Origin of the sequence: Mesorhizobium sp. M0340 (genome assembly GCF_040321535.1) — a bacterium.
Taxonomy (GTDB): domain Bacteria; phylum Pseudomonadota; class Alphaproteobacteria; order Rhizobiales; family Rhizobiaceae; genus Mesorhizobium.
This window is the reverse complement of sequence record NZ_JAMYRR010000019.1, coordinates 46,152-63,349: the sequence shown is the minus strand read 5'-3', so window position 1 is coordinate 63,349 and position 17,198 is coordinate 46,152. Positions and strand designations below refer to the sequence as shown.

The 17,198-nt window shown below is 62.3% G+C and carries 17 protein-coding genes; 3 read left to right on the top strand and 14 right to left on the bottom strand.

The annotated features are described in order from the left end of the window. Positions 1 to 74 precede the first annotated feature (74 nt). From NKI79_RS24250 to xylF, 4 genes are all read right to left on the bottom strand, one after another. Complete coding sequence (locus tag NKI79_RS24250) at positions 75 to 1,697, bottom strand: CHASE domain-containing protein (protein ID WP_352476201.1); 1,623 nt, start codon at positions 1,695 to 1,697, stop codon at positions 75 to 77. A 130-nt stretch (positions 1,698 to 1,827) separates the two neighbouring features. Then, positions 1,828 to 2,628 carry an ATP-binding cassette domain-containing protein gene (locus NKI79_RS24245; protein WP_352476200.1) on the bottom strand — a complete coding sequence of 267 codons (801 nt, stop codon included), beginning with the start codon at positions 2,626 to 2,628 and terminating at the stop codon, positions 1,828 to 1,830. Between the two features lie 15 nt (positions 2,629 to 2,643). Further along, positions 2,644 to 4,008 carry a sugar ABC transporter permease gene (locus tag NKI79_RS24240; RefSeq protein WP_352805104.1) on the bottom strand — a complete coding sequence of 455 codons (1,365 nt, stop codon included), beginning with the start codon at positions 4,006 to 4,008 and terminating at the stop codon, positions 2,644 to 2,646. Positions 4,009 to 4,150: 142 nt separating this feature from the next. Next, the gene (gene xylF, locus NKI79_RS24235) at positions 4,151 to 5,191 is read right to left on the bottom strand and encodes a D-xylose ABC transporter substrate-binding protein (RefSeq protein ID WP_352476197.1); all 1,041 of its coding nucleotides are present in this window, start codon (positions 5,189 to 5,191) and stop codon (positions 4,151 to 4,153) included. Positions 5,192 to 5,475: 284 nt separating this feature from the next. Between xylF and NKI79_RS24230 the strand changes: the two genes are divergently transcribed. Beyond that, positions 5,476 to 6,720 carry an ROK family protein gene (locus NKI79_RS24230; protein ID WP_352476196.1) on the top strand — a complete coding sequence of 415 codons (1,245 nt, stop codon included), beginning with the start codon at positions 5,476 to 5,478 and terminating at the stop codon, positions 6,718 to 6,720. A 9-nt stretch (positions 6,721 to 6,729) separates the two neighbouring features. Here the strand turns inward: NKI79_RS24230 and phoB are convergent, their stop codons facing one another. The 6 genes from phoB to pstS are packed head-to-tail and all read right to left on the bottom strand — an operon-like array spanning position 6,730 to position 11,938. Further along, positions 6,730 to 7,419, bottom strand: a complete 690-nt coding sequence (gene phoB, locus NKI79_RS24225; RefSeq protein WP_031212149.1) for a phosphate regulon transcriptional regulator PhoB — start codon at positions 7,417 to 7,419, stop codon at positions 6,730 to 6,732. A 16-nt stretch (positions 7,420 to 7,435) separates the two neighbouring features. Further along, the gene (gene phoU / locus NKI79_RS24220) at positions 7,436 to 8,143 is read right to left on the bottom strand and encodes a phosphate signaling complex protein PhoU (protein ID WP_352476194.1); all 708 of its coding nucleotides are present in this window, start codon (positions 8,141 to 8,143) and stop codon (positions 7,436 to 7,438) included. Positions 8,144 to 8,175: 32 nt separating this feature from the next. Next, positions 8,176 to 8,979, bottom strand: a complete 804-nt coding sequence (pstB, locus tag NKI79_RS24215) for a phosphate ABC transporter ATP-binding protein PstB (protein WP_352805099.1) — start codon at positions 8,977 to 8,979, stop codon at positions 8,176 to 8,178. Next, complete coding sequence (gene pstA, locus NKI79_RS24210; protein ID WP_023720929.1) at positions 8,976 to 9,827, bottom strand: phosphate ABC transporter permease PstA; 852 nt, start codon at positions 9,825 to 9,827, stop codon at positions 8,976 to 8,978. Before pstA ends, pstB begins: the two co-directional genes overlap by 4 nt. A 3-nt stretch (positions 9,828 to 9,830) precedes the next feature. Beyond that, positions 9,831 to 10,820: a phosphate ABC transporter permease subunit PstC gene (gene pstC / locus NKI79_RS24205; protein ID WP_352805096.1), complete on the bottom strand. Its 990-nt coding sequence runs from the start codon at positions 10,818 to 10,820 to the stop codon at positions 9,831 to 9,833. A gap of 59 nt (positions 10,821 to 10,879) precedes the next feature. After that, on the bottom strand, positions 10,880 to 11,938 hold the full coding sequence (gene pstS / locus NKI79_RS24200) for a phosphate ABC transporter substrate-binding protein PstS (RefSeq protein WP_352505022.1): 1,059 nt from the start codon (positions 11,936 to 11,938) through the stop codon (positions 10,880 to 10,882). Positions 11,939 to 12,591: 653 nt separating this feature from the next. Here pstS and NKI79_RS24195 point away from each other — a divergent pair. Continuing rightward, the gene (locus NKI79_RS24195; RefSeq protein ID WP_254816568.1) at positions 12,592 to 12,945 is read left to right on the top strand and encodes a hypothetical protein; all 354 of its coding nucleotides are present in this window, start codon (positions 12,592 to 12,594) and stop codon (positions 12,943 to 12,945) included. Positions 12,946 to 13,029: 84 nt separating this feature from the next. On the opposite strand, the gene NKI79_RS24190 is transcribed toward NKI79_RS24195, so the two are convergent. Beyond that, a complete protein-coding gene (locus tag NKI79_RS24190; protein ID WP_352805092.1) occupies positions 13,030 to 13,731 on the bottom strand; it encodes a DUF2865 domain-containing protein in 702 nt (233 codons plus the stop codon). A gap of 597 nt (positions 13,732 to 14,328) precedes the next feature. Here NKI79_RS24190 and NKI79_RS24185 point away from each other — a divergent pair. Continuing rightward, on the top strand, positions 14,329 to 14,544 hold the full coding sequence (locus NKI79_RS24185; RefSeq protein WP_352805090.1) for a hypothetical protein: 216 nt from the start codon (positions 14,329 to 14,331) through the stop codon (positions 14,542 to 14,544). A 34-nt stretch (positions 14,545 to 14,578) separates the two neighbouring features. Here the strand turns inward: NKI79_RS24185 and tolA are convergent, their stop codons facing one another. From tolA to NKI79_RS24170, 3 genes are all read right to left on the bottom strand, one after another. Continuing rightward, a complete protein-coding gene (gene tolA / locus NKI79_RS24180) occupies positions 14,579 to 14,965 on the bottom strand; it encodes a cell envelope integrity protein TolA (RefSeq protein ID WP_502909855.1) in 387 nt (128 codons plus the stop codon). Between the two features lie 377 nt (positions 14,966 to 15,342). Then, the gene (locus NKI79_RS24175) at positions 15,343 to 16,206 is read right to left on the bottom strand and encodes a glutathione S-transferase family protein (RefSeq protein WP_352805086.1); all 864 of its coding nucleotides are present in this window, start codon (positions 16,204 to 16,206) and stop codon (positions 15,343 to 15,345) included. Between the two features lie 27 nt (positions 16,207 to 16,233). Beyond that, positions 16,234 to 16,815 (bottom strand): VOC family protein, encoded by a 582-nt coding sequence (locus NKI79_RS24170; protein WP_352805084.1) that lies wholly within the window; start codon positions 16,813 to 16,815, stop codon positions 16,234 to 16,236. Between the last annotated feature and the right edge of the window lie 383 nt (positions 16,816 to 17,198).

Genomic DNA, 17,198 nt, shown 5'->3' with positions numbered 1-17,198 from the left:
AACGCGGAGGCAGGCCACCTGTCTTCGCGTTTGCCCTTTGAAGCGCTGTTGCGACGCGGCCCGCGAGAGGCGTTTCAGGCCGGCAGCGGAACCCTGATTTCCACGTTCAAGCCATCTTCGCGAAAATCGCGCCTGATTGTGCCACGCAATTCGCGTGTGATGTTGAGATCGATCAGTCTGGTGCCAAAACCGCTCTTTGCCGGTGTCGCGAGCTTCTTCTGACCGGCCTCGCGCCAGTTGAGGGCCAGTGTCCGGGCGCCGCTACCTCCTTCGAGCGACCAGTCGACCTTCAGCGCACCGACTGAATTGCCGGCTTCGCCATGCTTCAGCGCGTTAGTCGCCAGTTCGTGAAAGACGAGGCCGAGTGCCTGCGTCGTCTTTTCATCGAGAAGAACCTGCGGTCCCGACAGCAGCCCTTCAGGAAGCTCACTGCCGAACACCTGGCCTAGCTCGATGCGCAGCAGGTCGCCGAGATCGGCTTTCTGCCAGCGTGAGCGCGTCAGCATGTCCTGGGAAGCCGCCATCGCCTGCAGCCGGGCCGAGAAAGAAGCCGAGAATTCCTGGACGTCGGTAGTGTGCGATGCTGTCTGGCGCGCGATTGCCAGCACCCGCGTGATCGAGTTCTTGATGCGATGCTTCATCTCCTGCAGCATCAGGTCTTTTTCCAGCAGGCTCTTTTCGGTCGTTTCGTGAAGCAGCGAGATCGCCTCATAGGCCCGCTCCTGATAGCGGGCCACCAGCGCGATGGCGCCCGCAAGCAGCAGTCCGAACAATCCGAGCATCACCGGGATGGCGCGCGAGGAAGGTTGCGAGAAAGCACTTGTCGGCCTGAACAGGACGACCCACGGCCGGCCGGCGACGGTGATCTTGCGGGTGACCAGCAGCCTGTCGCCGAGGCTCGAAACAGGCGGCGTTTCCGATTGGAACAGCAGGTTGTCGCTGTCAACTGTGCCGTCATAGATCTCGGTGTTGACCGGCAGCAATGGTGCCCGACTGAGCGCAGCCTGGAACAGGTCACGGGCGCGGAAGGCCGCATAAAGGAAGCCGGCAGTCGAGGATCTCGTCGCGTTCACGGCGTCCGGCGCGGTTTCGACATTGAGCCGGACGAAGACGAGGAACCCGGTAAAGGTCTGCGCGGCACCCGTATCCTTGCCGAGCTGCACGAGCCCGCTGGCGTGCTGCTGATCGTCGGCCATCGCCTTTTCGATCGCCTCGCGCCGCGCCGGCCCGGTGAACATGTCGTAGCCGATGCTGGATTGGTTGGACGGATCCAGCGGTTCGAACAGCACGATGGGCGTACGCCACGGTAAGTTCGTGTCGGGGTAGATCGGATGGCTTGCGCCGTGATCGTGCAGGATGTCGCGCTCGACCGCCGCCTCGTTGCCAGTTTTCGCCAGGCGGAGGAAACCGATGCCGCGCAGGCCGGCGAAATTATTGTCGATGTCGAGCGCGTTGAAGAAAGCCTTGAACTCGCCTTGCGAGATACCGCCATTGCGAGCGTCGAACAGCGCTCGCGTTGAGCGCAGCAGCGACAGGTCCAGGTCGATGCGGCTTTCGATCCGGTTAAGCGCGTCGTCCGCCGTCGCCTCGAATTTTATGCGGGCCGCCTCCTGGGTGGCAAAATAGGCAAAGCCCGCCATCGTCAGGCTGATCAGCGCGACGGCGATAAAAGCGACGGTCGGAAACAGCTTCTTCAATTGCTGATACGTCCCGTGGACGGTTCGGCATCTTTTATGGGCAAGTCCCGACGCCAACACAATGCCCAGGCCAAAGCATGGTGACGGCTGGCATATTTTGGCGGCTTGTGATTAGCCGGCTAATTCTCGTTCATGCGGCGATCTTCAGCGCGCCCGGCCCCGGAATGGCGCCGGGTGGGCACTTGCCGAGGATGATCATGCCGAGCACTTCGTCCTGGGTGACGTCGGTTGTGCGCGCCGTGCCGACAACCCGACCGTTCTTCATGACGCAGACACGGTCGGCAAGCTCGAACACGTCGTGAATATCATGGCTGATCAGGAAGATGCCGATGCCGTCGGCCTTGAGCTGCTTGACCAGTTCGCCGACCTGCGCCGTCTCTTGCGGCCCGAGTGCCGCCGTCGGCTCGTCCATGATCAGAATGCGAGCATTGAACAGGATGGCGCGGGCGATCGCCACCGACTGCCGCTGCCCGCCCGAAAGCTTTACCACCGGCTCCTTGAAGCGTTGGAAACGCGGATTGAGCCTGCCCATCACCTTGCGCGCCTCGGCCTCCATGGCGACGTCGTCGAGCGTACCCCAGCCGGTCATCAGCTCGCGGCCGAGAAAAAGGTTGGCGGCCGCATCGACATTGTCGGCCAGCGCCAGCGTCTGATAGATCGTCTCGATGCCGTACTTCTTGGCGTCGCGAGGGTTGGAGATCGAAGCCTCCTCGCCGTTGACGAAAATCTGGCCCGCATCGCGCCTGTAGGCGCCGGACAGGATTTTTATCAACGTCGATTTGCCGGCACCGTTGTGGCCGAGCAAAGCCATCACCTCGCCCGGGAAAAGATCGACCGAGGCATCGTCGACAGCGCGAATGCCGCCGAAGGCGATCGAGATGTTGCGCATGTCGATCAGCGGCGTGCCCGTGGGAGCGGTCTTGTCGGCCATGATCGTTCCTCCTCCCTAAACGCGTTTGCGATAGAAGGTATCGAGCCAGACCGCGAGCACCAGCACGGCACCGACGACGATGCTCTGCAGCGGTGAATCGATGCCGAGCAGCACCATGCCGGATTGCAGCGACTGCATCAAAAGGGCGCCGAGCATGGCGCCGAGCACCGTGCCGGAGCCGCCTGCAAGTGACGTGCCGCCGATGACCGCGGCGGCGATGACCAGCAGTTCGTCTAGCGTGCCCAGCGCATTGGTCGACGAGTTCTGCCTGGCTGACGAGATCGCCGCGGCGATCGTCGCCAGCACGCCCATGATCATGAACACCTTCATGGTCACCCACCGCGTGTTGATACCGGCAAGGTTGGCGGCTTCCGGATTGCCGCCGATAGCGAAGACATAGCGGCCAAAACGGGTACGCTTGGTGATGAAGGTCATGATCAGCCCGACCGCCACAGCCATCAGCACGGGTATGGCGATGCCATGGGCGATGAACAGCCCGCCTTCGGGAACGTTTATATTGTTGGCCGCCGCGTATCTGTTCACGATGCCGACCGGCCAAGGATAGGAATTGGCGAGCCATATGGCCCCCATGATCACAGCGCAGGTGAGGACACCGAGGAACGTCTCGGCCCAGATCGGGCGCAACGGAAAGCGGAACCGCTTGCGCTGCACCCGCCCGTTGAGCAGCATGAACACAACCGCCAGGCACGCGATAATTCCGACGATCCAGCTCCATCGCGCGCCGATCGAACCCGCCGGCCCACCGCCCATCAGCTGGAACGTGGCATCAAGCGGCGCAATCGTCTGACCGCTGGCGACCCACCATGCGGCACCCCGCCAGACCAGAAGGCCGCCCAGCGTCACGATGAAGGCCGGCACCTCGAGATAAGCGATGATGTATCCCTGGAACGCTCCGATAAGAAGGCCGAGCGCCAGGCCAATGGCCAGCGCCAGGATCCAGATCCAGGGGTTGCCGAGTTGCAGACCGATCATTCGCACCAGGAAATGCACCTGCGCAAAGCCCATGACTACGCCAATCAGGCCTTCGGCGGAACCGACCGACAGGTCGATATTGCGCATGACGATAACCAGCACCATTCCGGCGGCCATTATGGCCACGGCGGAAGTCTGCACCGAGAGGTTCCAGAGATTGCGTGGCGTCAGGAAGGTCCGGCTGTCGAAGTCGAACGGATTGACGCCGAGCCGTACGCTGGAAACGACATGCAGGCCGATCCAGATGACCAACAGCGCGCCGACCATGCCGAGCATGCGGGTGTCGATCTCGGTTGCCTTGAGAAACCGGGCAACGATGCCGAGCTCGGATTCCCGCGCCCGGTCTGCCGTGCTGTCGACCGGCGTGTTGGAAGTCGTGTCGGTCATCATGTTTCTCCCGCCGGGTTGCCGTCTGCCGCGGATGCCGGAAGCAGCCTAGAAGTTATCCGCCGGAAGCGGAAAAACAATTCTTTTTGAAAAAACGCCGCGGCGAGCGGCCGCGGCGTTCGGACTTCTCGGAAACGTCGGCTCAGTTGCAGACCGCAACAGTGCCAGCCGCCACGCCGGCGCAGACCTCTTCTTTCTTGATCCAACCGGCGTCGATGACGACGTTGAGGTTATCCTTGGTGATGGCCACCGGAGTCAGGAACAGCGACTTGACCGTGTTGCCGCCGGGCGTGGTGAAATCCTTCACGCCGGCAATGTCGGTCATCTGCTTGCCGTCGGCAAGCTGCGAGGCGATCTCGGCGGCGTTCTTACCGAGCTCGCGCGCGTCCTTCCACACCGACACGGTCTGTGTGCCAAGCGCGATGCGGTTCAGTGCGGCGTGGTCGCCGTCCTGGCCCGAGACCGGAACCGATCCGGCCAGCCCTTGCGCCGTCAGCGCGGCGACGACGCCACCGGCGGTGCCGTCATTGGCCGCGACCACGGCATCGACCTTGTTGTCGTTGGCGGTCAGGAACTGTTCCATGTTCTTCTGAGCGTTGGCCGGCAGCCAGCCGTCCGTATAGGCCTCGCCGACATTCTTGATCTTGCCGCTGTCGATGGCCTCCTTCAGCACCTCCATCGAACCGGCAAACAGGAAATCGGCATTCGGATCGGAACCCGAACCCTTGATGAAGACGTAATTGCCTTCCGGCTTCACCTTGAAGACTTCGCGGGCCTGCATGCGGCCGACTTCCTTGTTGTCGAAGGTCAGATAGAACACGTCCTTGTTCTCGATCAGCCGGTCATAGCCGACGACCGGGATGCCTTCGTCCAGTGCCTTCTGCACGGCCGGCCCGATGGCCGAGGCATCCTGTGCGAGGATGATCAGCGCATTGGCACCCTGCGAGATCAGGCTCTCGACGTCGGTGAGCTGCTTGCCGGGGTTGGACTGTGCGTCGGCGGAAATATACTTGTCGCCGGCGGCCTCGATGGCCGCCTTCATTGCGGCCTCGTCGGTCTTCCAGCGCTCTTCCTGGAAGTTCGACCAGGAAACGCCGATGACCTTGTCTTTCGCCTGCGCCACCGACGCCAGCGCCAGCGTCATGGCGACACCCGCCAGAATGGCGGTCGTGAATCTCTTCATCATATCCTCCCTGCGCCGCGTACGGCGTGACCAATTGCTCAACGACCAGCTTGGAAGCTCTAATTTTTTCGAGCCTCGAAAAAATACTGGCCCGATCTCCGGCTGCTGTCAACATCGATTGTGATGGATTTTGATGACTCTGCGAGTTTTTTCGAGCGTCGGAATAAACGATGACAGCGCCACCTGCATCTGACACTATTTGCCGCATCTGACACTATTTGTCGGACATTACCGACGGCTTCCGGTTCATGAGCGGCCGCGGCAACCGGGAGGAAAGCAAAACGATGTCGGTCGGAATCCGCCACGACGATTTGCGCCGGCGCAACCGGGCGATGGTGATCTCGGCGGTGCGCCGGGCCGGCCAGCCATCGCGTACGGAGATCGCAGCCACCACCGGCCTCAGTCATTCAACCATATCGGCGATCTCCTCCGACCTGATACGGGAAGGCATCCTCGCCGAGAGCAAGGCAAGTGAGCCCGTTTCGTTGAAACGCGGTCGTCCGCAGGTCGGCCTCGCCCTCAACCCGGAAGCGGCGGCGGTGCTGACCGTGGTGTTGTCGCTGAATTTCCTGTCGGCCGCCATTATCGACTATGCGGGACAGGTGGTCGCCGAGGAACAGCGCCGGCTGGACACGCTGACCATGCCGCGCGACGAACTGATCCGCGAATGCAGGGCCATCGTCCGGCGCCGGCTTGAGGACCCAGACCTTGACGTCCGCAGTGTCGCCCGCATCGCCCTGGCGATTCAGGGCATTACCGACTCCCCTGCACGCGCCATGCTGTGGTCGCCGATCACGCCGCAGACCGACATCGCCTTTGCCGACATGCTGGAGGACGAATTCGGTATCCCGGCCACGGTGGAGAACGACTGCAATATGATGGCGGTGGCTTTGCGCTGGCGCGATCCGGATCGCTATCGCGACGACTTCATCGCCATCCTGCTTTCGCATGGCATCGGTATGGGGCTTGTGCTGAAGGGCGAACTGTTCACCGGGACGCATTCCTCGGGCGGCGAATTTGGCCACATGATCCATCGTCCGGGCGGAGCGCTCTGCCGTTGCGGGCGGCGCGGCTGCGTCGAAGCCTATGCCGGCAACTATGCCATCTGGCGCAACGCCAGGCAGATGAGCGAAGACAGCGAACCTATCGCCGACGTCAGCGACGCCGACATGCGCGCTCTGGCGGCCCGCGCGCGCGAGAAGGATGGGCCGGAACGCGAGGCCTACCGCAAGGCCGGCGAAGCGCTGGGTTTCGGTCTCGGCTCGCTGTTCGCGCTGATCGATCCAGCACCGGTCGCGATGGTCGGCGCCAGTGCCGCTGCCTTCGATCTGATCGAGCCGGCCTTGCGCAAGGCCATCGCCCAGACCGCCGGTGGCCAGCATTCGGGCTCGATCTCCTTCGACACCGAGCCAAACGAATTGCCGCTGATCCGCGAAGGCTGCGCGATGCGGGCGTTAAGCTTCGTCGACCAGGAGATTTTCGCGCCGGGCGCGCAAATGAGGCCCGGCGTCAGAAGGAACGTCGCCTGACCAGGCGGGTCAATCTTCCCTGATCGCATAGCCGGCGCCGCGGATGGTGCGGATGACATCCGGCATGCGGCCGTTATTGACGGCTTTGCGCAGCCGCCCGACATGCACGTCGACGGTGCGTTCGTCGATATAGATCGTCTCGCCCCAGACATTATCGAGCAACTGGCTACGCGAGAAGACGCGGCCCGGATGCCGCATCATGAACTCGAGCAGCCGGAATTCGGTCGGCCCGAGCCGGATCTCGCTCTTCTTGCGATAAACCCGGTGCGATTCGCGATCGAGCACGATGTCGCCGACCTTCAGCACGCTGGACAGCACTTCCGGCTTGGCGCGCCGCAGCAGCGCCTTGACCCTGGCCATGAATTCCGGTGTCGAAAACGGTTTGACCAGATAGTCGTCGGCGCCGGTCGAAAGACCGCGCACCCGGTCGCTCTCCTCGCCGCGCGCGGTCAGCATGATGATCGGCAGCCGCTCGGTTTCGGGGCGCACGCGCAACCTGCGGCAGAGCTCGATGCCGGAAACCGCCGGTATCATCCAGTCGAGCACCAGAAGGTCGGGCACATTTTCCTGCAAACGGATCTCGGCTTCGTCGCCGCGTGTCACCACCTCGACCTGGTAGCCTTCGGATTCGAGATTGTAGCGGAGCAGCACGCCCAACGGCTCCTCGTCCTCCACCACCATTATGCGTGGTGCGATCATCGGCTGGGCACCCCCATCATGTCACCGGTGCAGGCATTGTCGTTTCGTCCTGCTTCGGACGATTGACCGGCAATTGCTCGCCGGTCAGCACATAGTACGCATTTTCGGCGATGTTGGTGACATGGTCGCCGATCCGCTCGAGATTCTTGGCGCAGAACAGCAGATGCGTGCAAGCGGTGATGTTGCGCGGATCTTCCATCATGTAGGTCAACAGCTCGCGGAACACCGACGTGTATTTGACGTCGATGCGCTCGTCGGCGGCGCGCAGCTTGGCCAACGCGGCCGCATCGCCTGCAGCATATTCCTCGATGACGCCCTGCACCTGGATGAGCACTAGCTGCGCCATCGCATCGATGGAATGCGATAGGTCGCGCGGCGTGACGCTGAGGCCGACCGCGCTCACACGCTTGGCGATGTTCTTGGCAAGGTCGCCGATGCGTTCGAGGTCGCCGGCCATGCGGATCGCTCCGACGACATGGCGCAGATCGTGAGCCATTGGCTGGCGCTTGGCGATCAGGGTGATGGCGCGATCGTCCAGTTCGCGTTGACGCGCATCCATGATGGCGTCGTCGGAGACGACGCGTTGCGCCAGCACGTTGTCGGAATTCAACAGGGCCTTGGTCGCCCCGCCGACCATCGAACCGGCGAGGTCGGCCATGTCGCGGATCAGCTTGCTGATCTGCTCGAGATCCTCGTCGAAAGAAGCGACTGTGTGTTCGCCCATGGTCCTGTCCTCATATGCATGATCGGAACGGCTCAGCCGAAGCGGCCGGTGATGTAGTCCTGCGTGCGCTTCTCGCGGGGCGACGTGAATATCTTCTCGGTCCGGTCGAACTCGACCAGTTCACCCAGATACATGAAGGCGGTCTGGCGCGACACGCGCGCCGCTTGCTGCATGTTGTGGGTGACGATGACGATCGTGTAGTCGGCTTGCAGCTCGTCGATCAGTTCCTCGATCTTGGCCGTCGACAGCGGGTCGAGGGCCGAAGCCGGTTCGTCGAGCAGAATGACTTCCGGCTTCACTGCCACGGTGCGCGCGATGCAGAGCCGCTGCTGCTGGCCACCGGACAGGCTCAACCCGCTGGCGTTTAGCTTGTCCTTGACCTCGCTCCACAGCGCGGCCCGCTTCAACGCTTGCTCGACGCGGCCGTCCATCTCGGACTTGCCGAGATTCTCGTAGAGCCTGACGCCGAATGCTATGTTCTCGTAGATCGACATCGGGAACGGCGTCGGCTTCTGGAACACCATGCCGATCTTTGTCCTGAGGAGGTTGAGATCCTGCGACCGGTCGAGAATGTTCTTGCCGTCGAGCAGCACCTGGCCCTCGGCGGTCTGTTTCGGGTAGAGCTCGTAGATGCGGTTGAAGACGCGCAGCAGCGTCGATTTCCCGCAACCCGAAGGGCCGATGAAGGCTGTGACGCTGCGCTCGGGCAGCGACAGGCTGATGTCCTTCAGCGCCTTGCTCTGGCCGTAGTAGAAGTTGAGGTTCTTGACCTCGATCTTCGTCTTCTCGGTGGCCGTTTCGGTCATCGTCATGTCCGGGGACAACATCTGTGTCATCTGTCCTCTCTGCGTCCGGTAAGGCTGCGGGCGAGGATGCTCAAGCCCAGAACCGTCAGGGTGATTATGAGTGCGCCGGTCCACGCCAATTGCTGCCATTCCTCGTAAGGGCTGAGAGCGAACTGGAAGATGGTCACCGGCAGGCTGGCCATCGGCGCGTTGATATTGCTGCTCCAGAACTGGTTGTTGAGCGCGGTGAAGAGCAGCGGCGCCGTCTCGCCGGAAATGCGTGCTATCGCCAGCAATATGCCGGTGACGATGCCGGACAATGCGGCGCGGTAGGCGACCGAACGGATCACCACCCAGCGTGGCGCGCCGATCGCGGCACCGGCTTCACGCAACGCGTTCGGCACCAGGTTGAGCATGTCTTCAGTGGTGCGCACGACCACCGGAATGACCAGGATGGCAAGCGCCACGGCGCCGGCAATGGCCGAGAAATGTCCCATTGGCCGCACCATCAATTCGTAGACGAACAAGCCGATGATGATCGACGGCGCCGACAACAGGATGTCGTTGATGAAGCGGACGACGGTGGTGATGCGCGAAAAACGTCCATACTCGGCCATGTAGGTTCCCGCCAGCACGCCGATCGGCGTGCCGACGACAACGGCGATGATCGTCATCAGCAGGCTGCCCGCGATGGCATTGAGCAGGCCGCCGGCCTCGCCTGGCGGCGGCGTCATCTCGGTGAAGACCGCGAACGAAAGCCCGGCTGTGCCCTTATAGACCAACGCACCGAGGATGAGCGCCAGCCAGGCAAGCCCGATGCCGGCGGCGACGACGCAAAGCGCCATCATCACCGAATTCCTGGCTTTGCGGCGGCTGTGGAGCGATGAGGATGTCGACATCGGTCAGGCTCCCGTACGGGCGTCGATCCGCATCAGCATATAGCGGGCGGCGGCAAGGATCAGGAAGGTGATGACGAACAGGATCAGGCCGAGCGCGACCAGCGAGGAGGTGTAGAGGTCGCCGTCGGCCTCGGTAAATTCATTGGCGATGGTCGCCGAGATCGTCGTGCCCGGTGCGAACAGGGAGGCACTGATGCGATGCGCGTTGCCGATGACGAAAGTCACCGCCATGGTTTCGCCGAGTGCCCGGCCGAGGCCAAGCATAACGCCGCCCATGATGCCGATGCGGGTATAGGGAATGACCACGCGCCGGGTCACCTCCCAGGTGGTGCAACCGATGCCGTAGGCCGATTCCTTCAGCACCGCCGGCACCGTATCGAAAACGTCCTTGGTGATCGAGGTGATGAAGGGCAACACCATGATGGCGAGGATCAGCGCCGAGGTCAGAAGGCCGATGCCGTAAGGAGGGCCGGCGAAAAGGCTGGATAGTCCCGGCACGCCGTGGAAGATGCTGATGATGAAGGGTTGTATCGTCGTCTGCAGGAACGGCGCGAACACGAACAGGCCCCAGATACCATAGATGATCGAGGGAATGCCGGCCAACAGCTCGACCGCTATGCCGATCGGGCGCCTGAGCGGGCGCGGGCAGAGCTCGGTGAGAAAGATTGCAATGCCGATGCCGATCGGAACCGCGATCAGGATGGCGATCGCCGCCGTTACCAGGGTGCCGTAGATCGGCGCCAGTGCGCCAAATTTTTCCGTGACCGGATTCCAGCTCTCAGTCGTCAGGAAAGAAAAACCGAAGGACGACAGCGCCTGCCATGAGCCGGCAAACAGCGAGATCGCGACACCGCCGAGGATGACCAGCACAAGGATTGCGGAAGCGCGGGTGAGTCCGCGAAATATGGCATCTGTGAGCGCGAAGCGCCGCACCGTAGCGTCCCTGGCCCGGGCTGCTGCAGATGATGGCATGGCATCGGAAGCGATGGTCATTGGGTCCTCGCAATTAAAGGCAACAGGGAGGGCGCCGTCGACGCCCTCCCTGGAGGAGATTACATAGCCGAGTAGAGCGGCTTGCCATCGTCGCCGACGACTTCCTTGGCCCACATGGCCTTGACGCTCTCAACCACCTTGTCGGGCATCGGAACGTAGTCCAGCTCGCCGGCCATCTCGTCGCCCTTGTCATACGCCCAGGCGAAGAATTTGAGCGCTTCGCCGGTGGTCGCGGCGTCGTCCGGCTTCTTATACAGGAGGATCCACGTCGCCGCCGTCATCGGCCAGGACTCGGCGCCCGGCTCATTGGCGAGGATCACCCCATAGCCCGGCTGCGAGCTCCAGTCGGCATTGGCCGCTGCCGCCGAGAACGCGGCTGCGGTGGGCTCGACCTTCTTGCCGTCCTTGTTGATCATGTCGGTGTGGGTGAGCTTGTTCTGCTTGGCATAGGCGTATTCGACATAACCGATCGCGCCGCCCGTCTGGGAGACGTTGTTGGCAACGCCCTCATTGCCCTTGGCGCCGATGCCGACCGGCCATTCCACGGCCTTGTCGACGCCGACCTTTTCTTTCCAGTCCGCGCTGACGTCGCCGAGGTAATAGGTGAAGTTGAACGTCGTGCCCGAACCATCGGAACGGTGAACGACCGCGATCGCTTGCGAAGGCAGCTTGACGTCGGGATTGAGCTTCTTGATCGCCTCGTCATCCCAGCTCGTGATCTTGCCGAGGAAGATGTCGGCCAGCGTCGGGCCGTCGAGAACCAACTCGCCCGGCTTGATGCCTTCGAGGTTGACGACCGGAACGATGCCGCCCATCACCATCGGGAACTGAGCCAGTCCGGACGCTTCAAGCTCGTCGCCCTTGAGCGGCGCATCCGAAGCGCCGAAGGTCACGGTCTTGGCCTTGATCTGCTTGATGCCGCCGCCGGAACCGATCGACTGGTAGTTGAGGCCAACGCCGGTGTCTTTCTTGTAGGTGTCGGCCCACTTCGCATAGATCGGGTAGGGGAAGGTGGCGCCGGCGCCGGAGATGTCCGCGGCGAGCGCGGCGGACAGGGTGAGGGTGGTCGTCGCCGCCATTGCAATCGCAACGGCCGCCGAGCGGATGAAATGTCTCATGTGGCCTGCTCCTGTTCGGAATATGGTCTCTCGGCGCCATTCCTCCGGCGCCCGCTGAGGCCAATAGCCCCCGACTATTACAGTCGCATGACAGTTTCATGTCGCTCCGGTAACGTCGTCCAGCCGGGTTAAGAAGGGGCGGCCGCGGTCTTTGTCGGCATGGGCCGCGGTTTGCCGCTGGAATCAGCAGCTTGCGTGATTTCCGGCCGGCATCGTCTGCTCGGCGATCGCAGCCACCGGCTTTAAAAGAAAAAAGCCGGACGGGAGCGCGTTGCATGCAGCCAGAACGTGTCATGGCCGCGCCATCGCCGAAACAGGTCCGTTGGGGTAAATCTGACCCTGTTTCTTGCCGGCGGTCGCTGCTCCCGCCCGTAACTGGAGGAGCGGAACTTCGAACATCCCATTGTCGCCACTCAGCGCGGCTTTGGTATGGTGCGATCGCACCATGGCCTTACGCTGGAAGCGTTGACGAATCGCAAGTTTCTAACTCGCGCTGGACCCCCATTCGCGCCCGACTCGGCGCTCGATCTTCGAGCAAGGCCTTCGACGGGAAGCGCGACGACTTCTACTTCACGGTATCTACTCCCTTCGCCCTATTCCGCCGGTTGTCGGTTAGGCCGAAGCGGCGTTATAAGCTTGCAGGGGTATTGCTGATGTCTCGACGGATTCTGCCTGTCTTCCTGTGCCTGGCGCTGCCTCTGGGAAGCGGCTGCGCGCGCAGCTATGACGGCACCGTGATCATTCCCAAGCCGCTCGATGTTCGCCGGTTCTGGGACCGGCCTTCGCCGCAGGCGCAAGCCGAACAGTCGCAACTGGAGACCGACGTCTTTCCAGTGGCGCCGCAAACGACGAAAAGGCCGGCGATGCGCAGGAATGCAGCTTCCGTTGCAGCGCCACGGAGGAGGGCCACCAACAACCCACCCGTGCTGTCGCCGGAGCCGACGAAGGCGCTAACTTGCAGGAACGTCAGCGAGCCCGGCAAACGGGCCCGCATGGTCTGCGAATAACCAGCCGACGTCGGTCGACGGCCCTACGCCTCGAAGCGGCTATCCGGTCAAAAGTTCGCCGTCTCGGAACATCGCCCGCCTGGGTCAGTTCGCCGGAAAAAAGGCTGGCCCGACCACTCTCACCGGCCGCGCGCCGATCGCCCTTTCGATCGACTGATGCTGGGCGGCGCCTTGCACCTCGGCAACCGGCGTCTTTGCCTCTGCAGGAACGGCACCGGCGGTTTCGATCCCGGATTCAGGAATTTCCGCGACGATGCCAAAATCCGGCTTTGCCGTCGGCAAAGGAATGATGGCGTTGGTCATGTTGGCCGGTGTCACGGTTCGTGCCCGGAGTTCGGCGACGCGCCGATAATAGCGCTTGACGTCGCAGGCCTTGAAGTTCGCGTCGTCGCGGTACCGGAACGCGGCAGGTAGCTCCACATAGGGTTTTCCCGACTGGAGCGCGACCATCTCTTCAGTCTCGCGAGTGGCGTCGCTCAGCGTGTAGAGGTCGACGCCGGCATCGTCGCAGATATAGCGGCACTGATCGACCGTTTCCTTCAGATCGTCGCTCTTGGCGAACTGCGATTTTGGCGCGGGGAAGAAATATCCGTCCGACAAGCGAACGCAAAACAGCATCCGATTGCCGCCCATTGTTGCGCCTGCGAACTGGGGTTTGGGTGCTGTGCGCTGCTGCGCCGGCTGTTTCTTGGCAGCGGGGGCGGCGCAGCCCAGCGCGACAAACCTGGCCTTCAATCCGGATGTGTCCCTGCCCGAATTCGACAGTCTGGCGATCTGGCGTTGCACCTCCGCCTTGCTGGCGACCAGGTCGGCGCAGGGGTTGAAGAAGAAGCCGGCCGTTTTCGCCGTGCATCGGCGTTGTCTCTCCAGCTTTTGAACCGCGGGAGTTGCCGGCGCAGTCGGGCAAGCTCGGGGCTGGTCCCGCCGCTGCGCCCCGCCGAAAGCAATTGGCTCCTGATAGCACCGCAGCTATCCGCGTAGGAGAAGGATGTGCCGAGCGCAATGGCTATTGCCGACACCAGCATCAGAATCGTGAGGAGCCAGAAGCGTGTCATTGGAACGACCATTGTCCTTGTTGCACCGAGAACAGGATTTCTTTGTCGACTATGGATAAGTGCTGGCTAAATCAGTTATACCTAATTGAAGTAGACCACAACACCATCGGAGACTTCAGTTCTAGTGTAGTAAATCCACTCGCGTGAATTCAATATTACATTTTTATTTCAAGATTGAGACGAACCGGCAGCAACGACGCCCGCCACGGCGAAATTTGAAGCGCGCGGCTGGTTCCGCACCGCGATCAATCCGGCGTTGCCGGCCGGCCGTTGCTGAAACCTTAGCCCCAGGTTCGGCGTTGAGCGTCCAAAGGAGGAGACCGCACAAATGTCGATCCACTTCACTGTCGCGGGGCTGACCAGGAATCTGTTCCATTCACTTGGGCTGGACCATGAACGCGCACCGAGTCCACTCGACCACGAGCAGAGGCTTTTGCTGGAGTGCTATCTCGCCGGCCAGATTCCGGAATCGGCCTGGAGCGACTATGTCTTCGAGATGCCGGAACTGGCGCGACATGTCGAGGCCAGACGAAGCCGCCACTAGATCCCGAAAAGTGGAATCCGGTTGTTGGAAAAGATCAAGGCGAAGCCTTCACTCGCGGTGCAGCCTGTTCTTGTTTGGGCGAGTTGAATTGCAGAGTTAACACCTTGCCCGGGATGCCTTGAGCCAGCGCGGGTGAAAAGCTCAACGGCAGGCAATGGTCCACGGCCGCGACCGCCGCGTCGACAAAAGCTTGGCGCGCCTTCTCCTCGCCGGCGACGCGGATGGCGGTCGGCTTGGGCCGGCCGATCAGCGTGCCATCGCGCCTGAAGCTGAAGCTCAGGGTGACGGTGGAATTCCCGGCATTCGCCGGAGGGGTCCAGCACGCCTGGATGGCAGCCCCGACCTCGGGCATGGTGTTGAGCGTCGCTGCATTCGATTGACCGGTTGCGCCCACCAGCATAGCGCCTGCGATCACGATCATTTCAGCAACGCTTTTCATGGCAGGGCCTCTATCCTTGAACCGCCCTCGAGGACGGGACGAACTTCGATGGTAGGGCCGACAGCGGCGATGACAAGATGGCGGCGACGCGTTTCATCAGCCATGCAGGCGTCGTGAAACGCCGTCTGGCGCAACTTCGGCAGGGGCTGAAATAAGCAAAAGGCCGGCGCGCAGCCGACCTTTGCTTCCCATCCGCGCCAGTACATCCGTGGTCGCGGGCTGGAGGTGGATCCAGTAGAAAGGGTTTAGGTTAACGAAACCTTAAGCTCCCCACATCGTTCAAACAGGGGAGATTAAAAAAATCCCCAGTTCATTACCGGCTCCTGCAGACGTGCGGACGACCGCTATTGACATGTGCCTCAGGCGTTGGCCTGCGACCTCACATAGGCGATATAGCCGCGCACGTCGCCGGCCGGCTCGGCATAGGCCTTGCCGAGCTTCTTCTCGATCGCCGCCATATAGTCTTTTGCCCATTGGGGCAACGCGTAGTCGATGACGGCGAGGAACTCGAGCGTCGCCGCCAGACGGATGTCGGCGATCGACGGGTCCTTGCCGCCGATGAACGGCTTGCCGTTCCTGAAGAAGGAGTGAAACACCTCCAGCGGCTCGGCTATCGCTTCTATAGCGGCCTTCTGGGCTTCCGACTTCTTGTCGGGATGAGCGTCGCTGTGGCCGACCTCGCCGGCATATTGCGGGAAATTCAGTGCAGGATAGGTGGCGCGCGCCACATAGGGGTAGAGCGTGCCGATCAGGTAGAACATGGCGCTGTCGATCATTGCCCGCTTGGCCGGCGCCTTGGGATATAATTTCTCCAGCCCGTGCTTGTTGGCGAGATACTGCATGATGGCGCAGCTTTCCCACAAGACACCTCTCGGCAGGCCCTTGTCCTCGATCATCGGCGTAAGATGGGCCGGGTTTCGCGCCATGTATTCGGGCGAACGCGTGAGGCCCCAAACGTCGGTTTCGGAATGGTCGAGCCCCGCGGCGCGTGCAAACACCCGAACGCTCATATTGTTGACGCTGGGCTTCAGCATGCTGAGCGTGAGCGCCGGCTTTTTCGCCGGTTTCGCCTTGGTCTTCGCGGCCTTTTTGGCGGAGACCTTCGTCGCCGGCTTTGCCACTTTCGCCGCTGACTTGGCGGCGGCTTCGGCCGCCGGCTTCGCTCCTGGCCTGGCTGCCTTGGCCGCGGGCTTCTTTGCACTCTTGGTTGCTGTCTTTGCCATTATATCCTCCCTTTGTTCGGCGTGCCGTCAGTACGGATTTTTCGGTGCGCGATCCTCCGACAAGGTCGCGCGCGAACGCTCGACAAGCGCCTGGATCGCATCGGCAAGGTGCACCTCGGCGATGTTGTAGTCGCCACGCGCGACACGCAGCTTGTGCGCCTGCATCAGCACGTCGGCATGGCTGAAGCCGGCCGGCGGCTCGAAGCGGTAGGAGGCGAGTTCGATCAGCAGGCCGAGCGGATCCTCGAAATAGATCGAGTCCATGAAGCCGCGATCCTTGACGCCGCTGTGCTTGATGCCGCGCTCGTCGAGCCGGGCGACCGCCTGCAGGAAGGTGACGCGCGACACCGCAAACGCGATGTGATGGACGCAGCCCGTATCGGTCGGCGTGCGGCGTTTCTCCGGCGTGCGGCTCTCGTCGGTGAAGACGGTGATCAGCCGGCCATCGCCCGGATCGAAATAGAGATGGCTTTCGGTGGCTTTGTCGAGGTTGGGCTGCTCGAAGATGAAGGGCATGCCGAGCACGCCCTCCCAGAAATCGATCGAGGTCTGACGCCCGGCGCCGACCAGCGTGACGTGATGAACGCCTTGTGACTGCAGCTTCTGCATCTGACTCCTCCCGGCCACGCCGTCTTGCCGCCGAACGGAAGTTCGGATGCCCAGTCGCGCTTGGATCAGCGCCCGGCATGTGACCGCGCCCGGCCTCGCTCGCCTGCGCTCCGCATTCCGCATCCTGCGGGAGTGCGGCCGGAGCTTTGATGAACGGATGCTAGTTCAATCCGAGGCGTTGCGCCAGAAGCGCTGAGTTTCAAGAACTCCACGCAGGCGCCAAGAGCGCGGACGCCTTCGCCGAGCTCGCCGAAACGATCCCTCGCCGGCAGCTGTAATGGTGCGGCAGCCCGCAGGTCGCTGGGTTTCCCGAGCGGCCGGTTTGGCGACGGCAGGTCAAAGGGGCCTCGTTGACGCATGCCGCGCCTGGTTCGGATTACGGG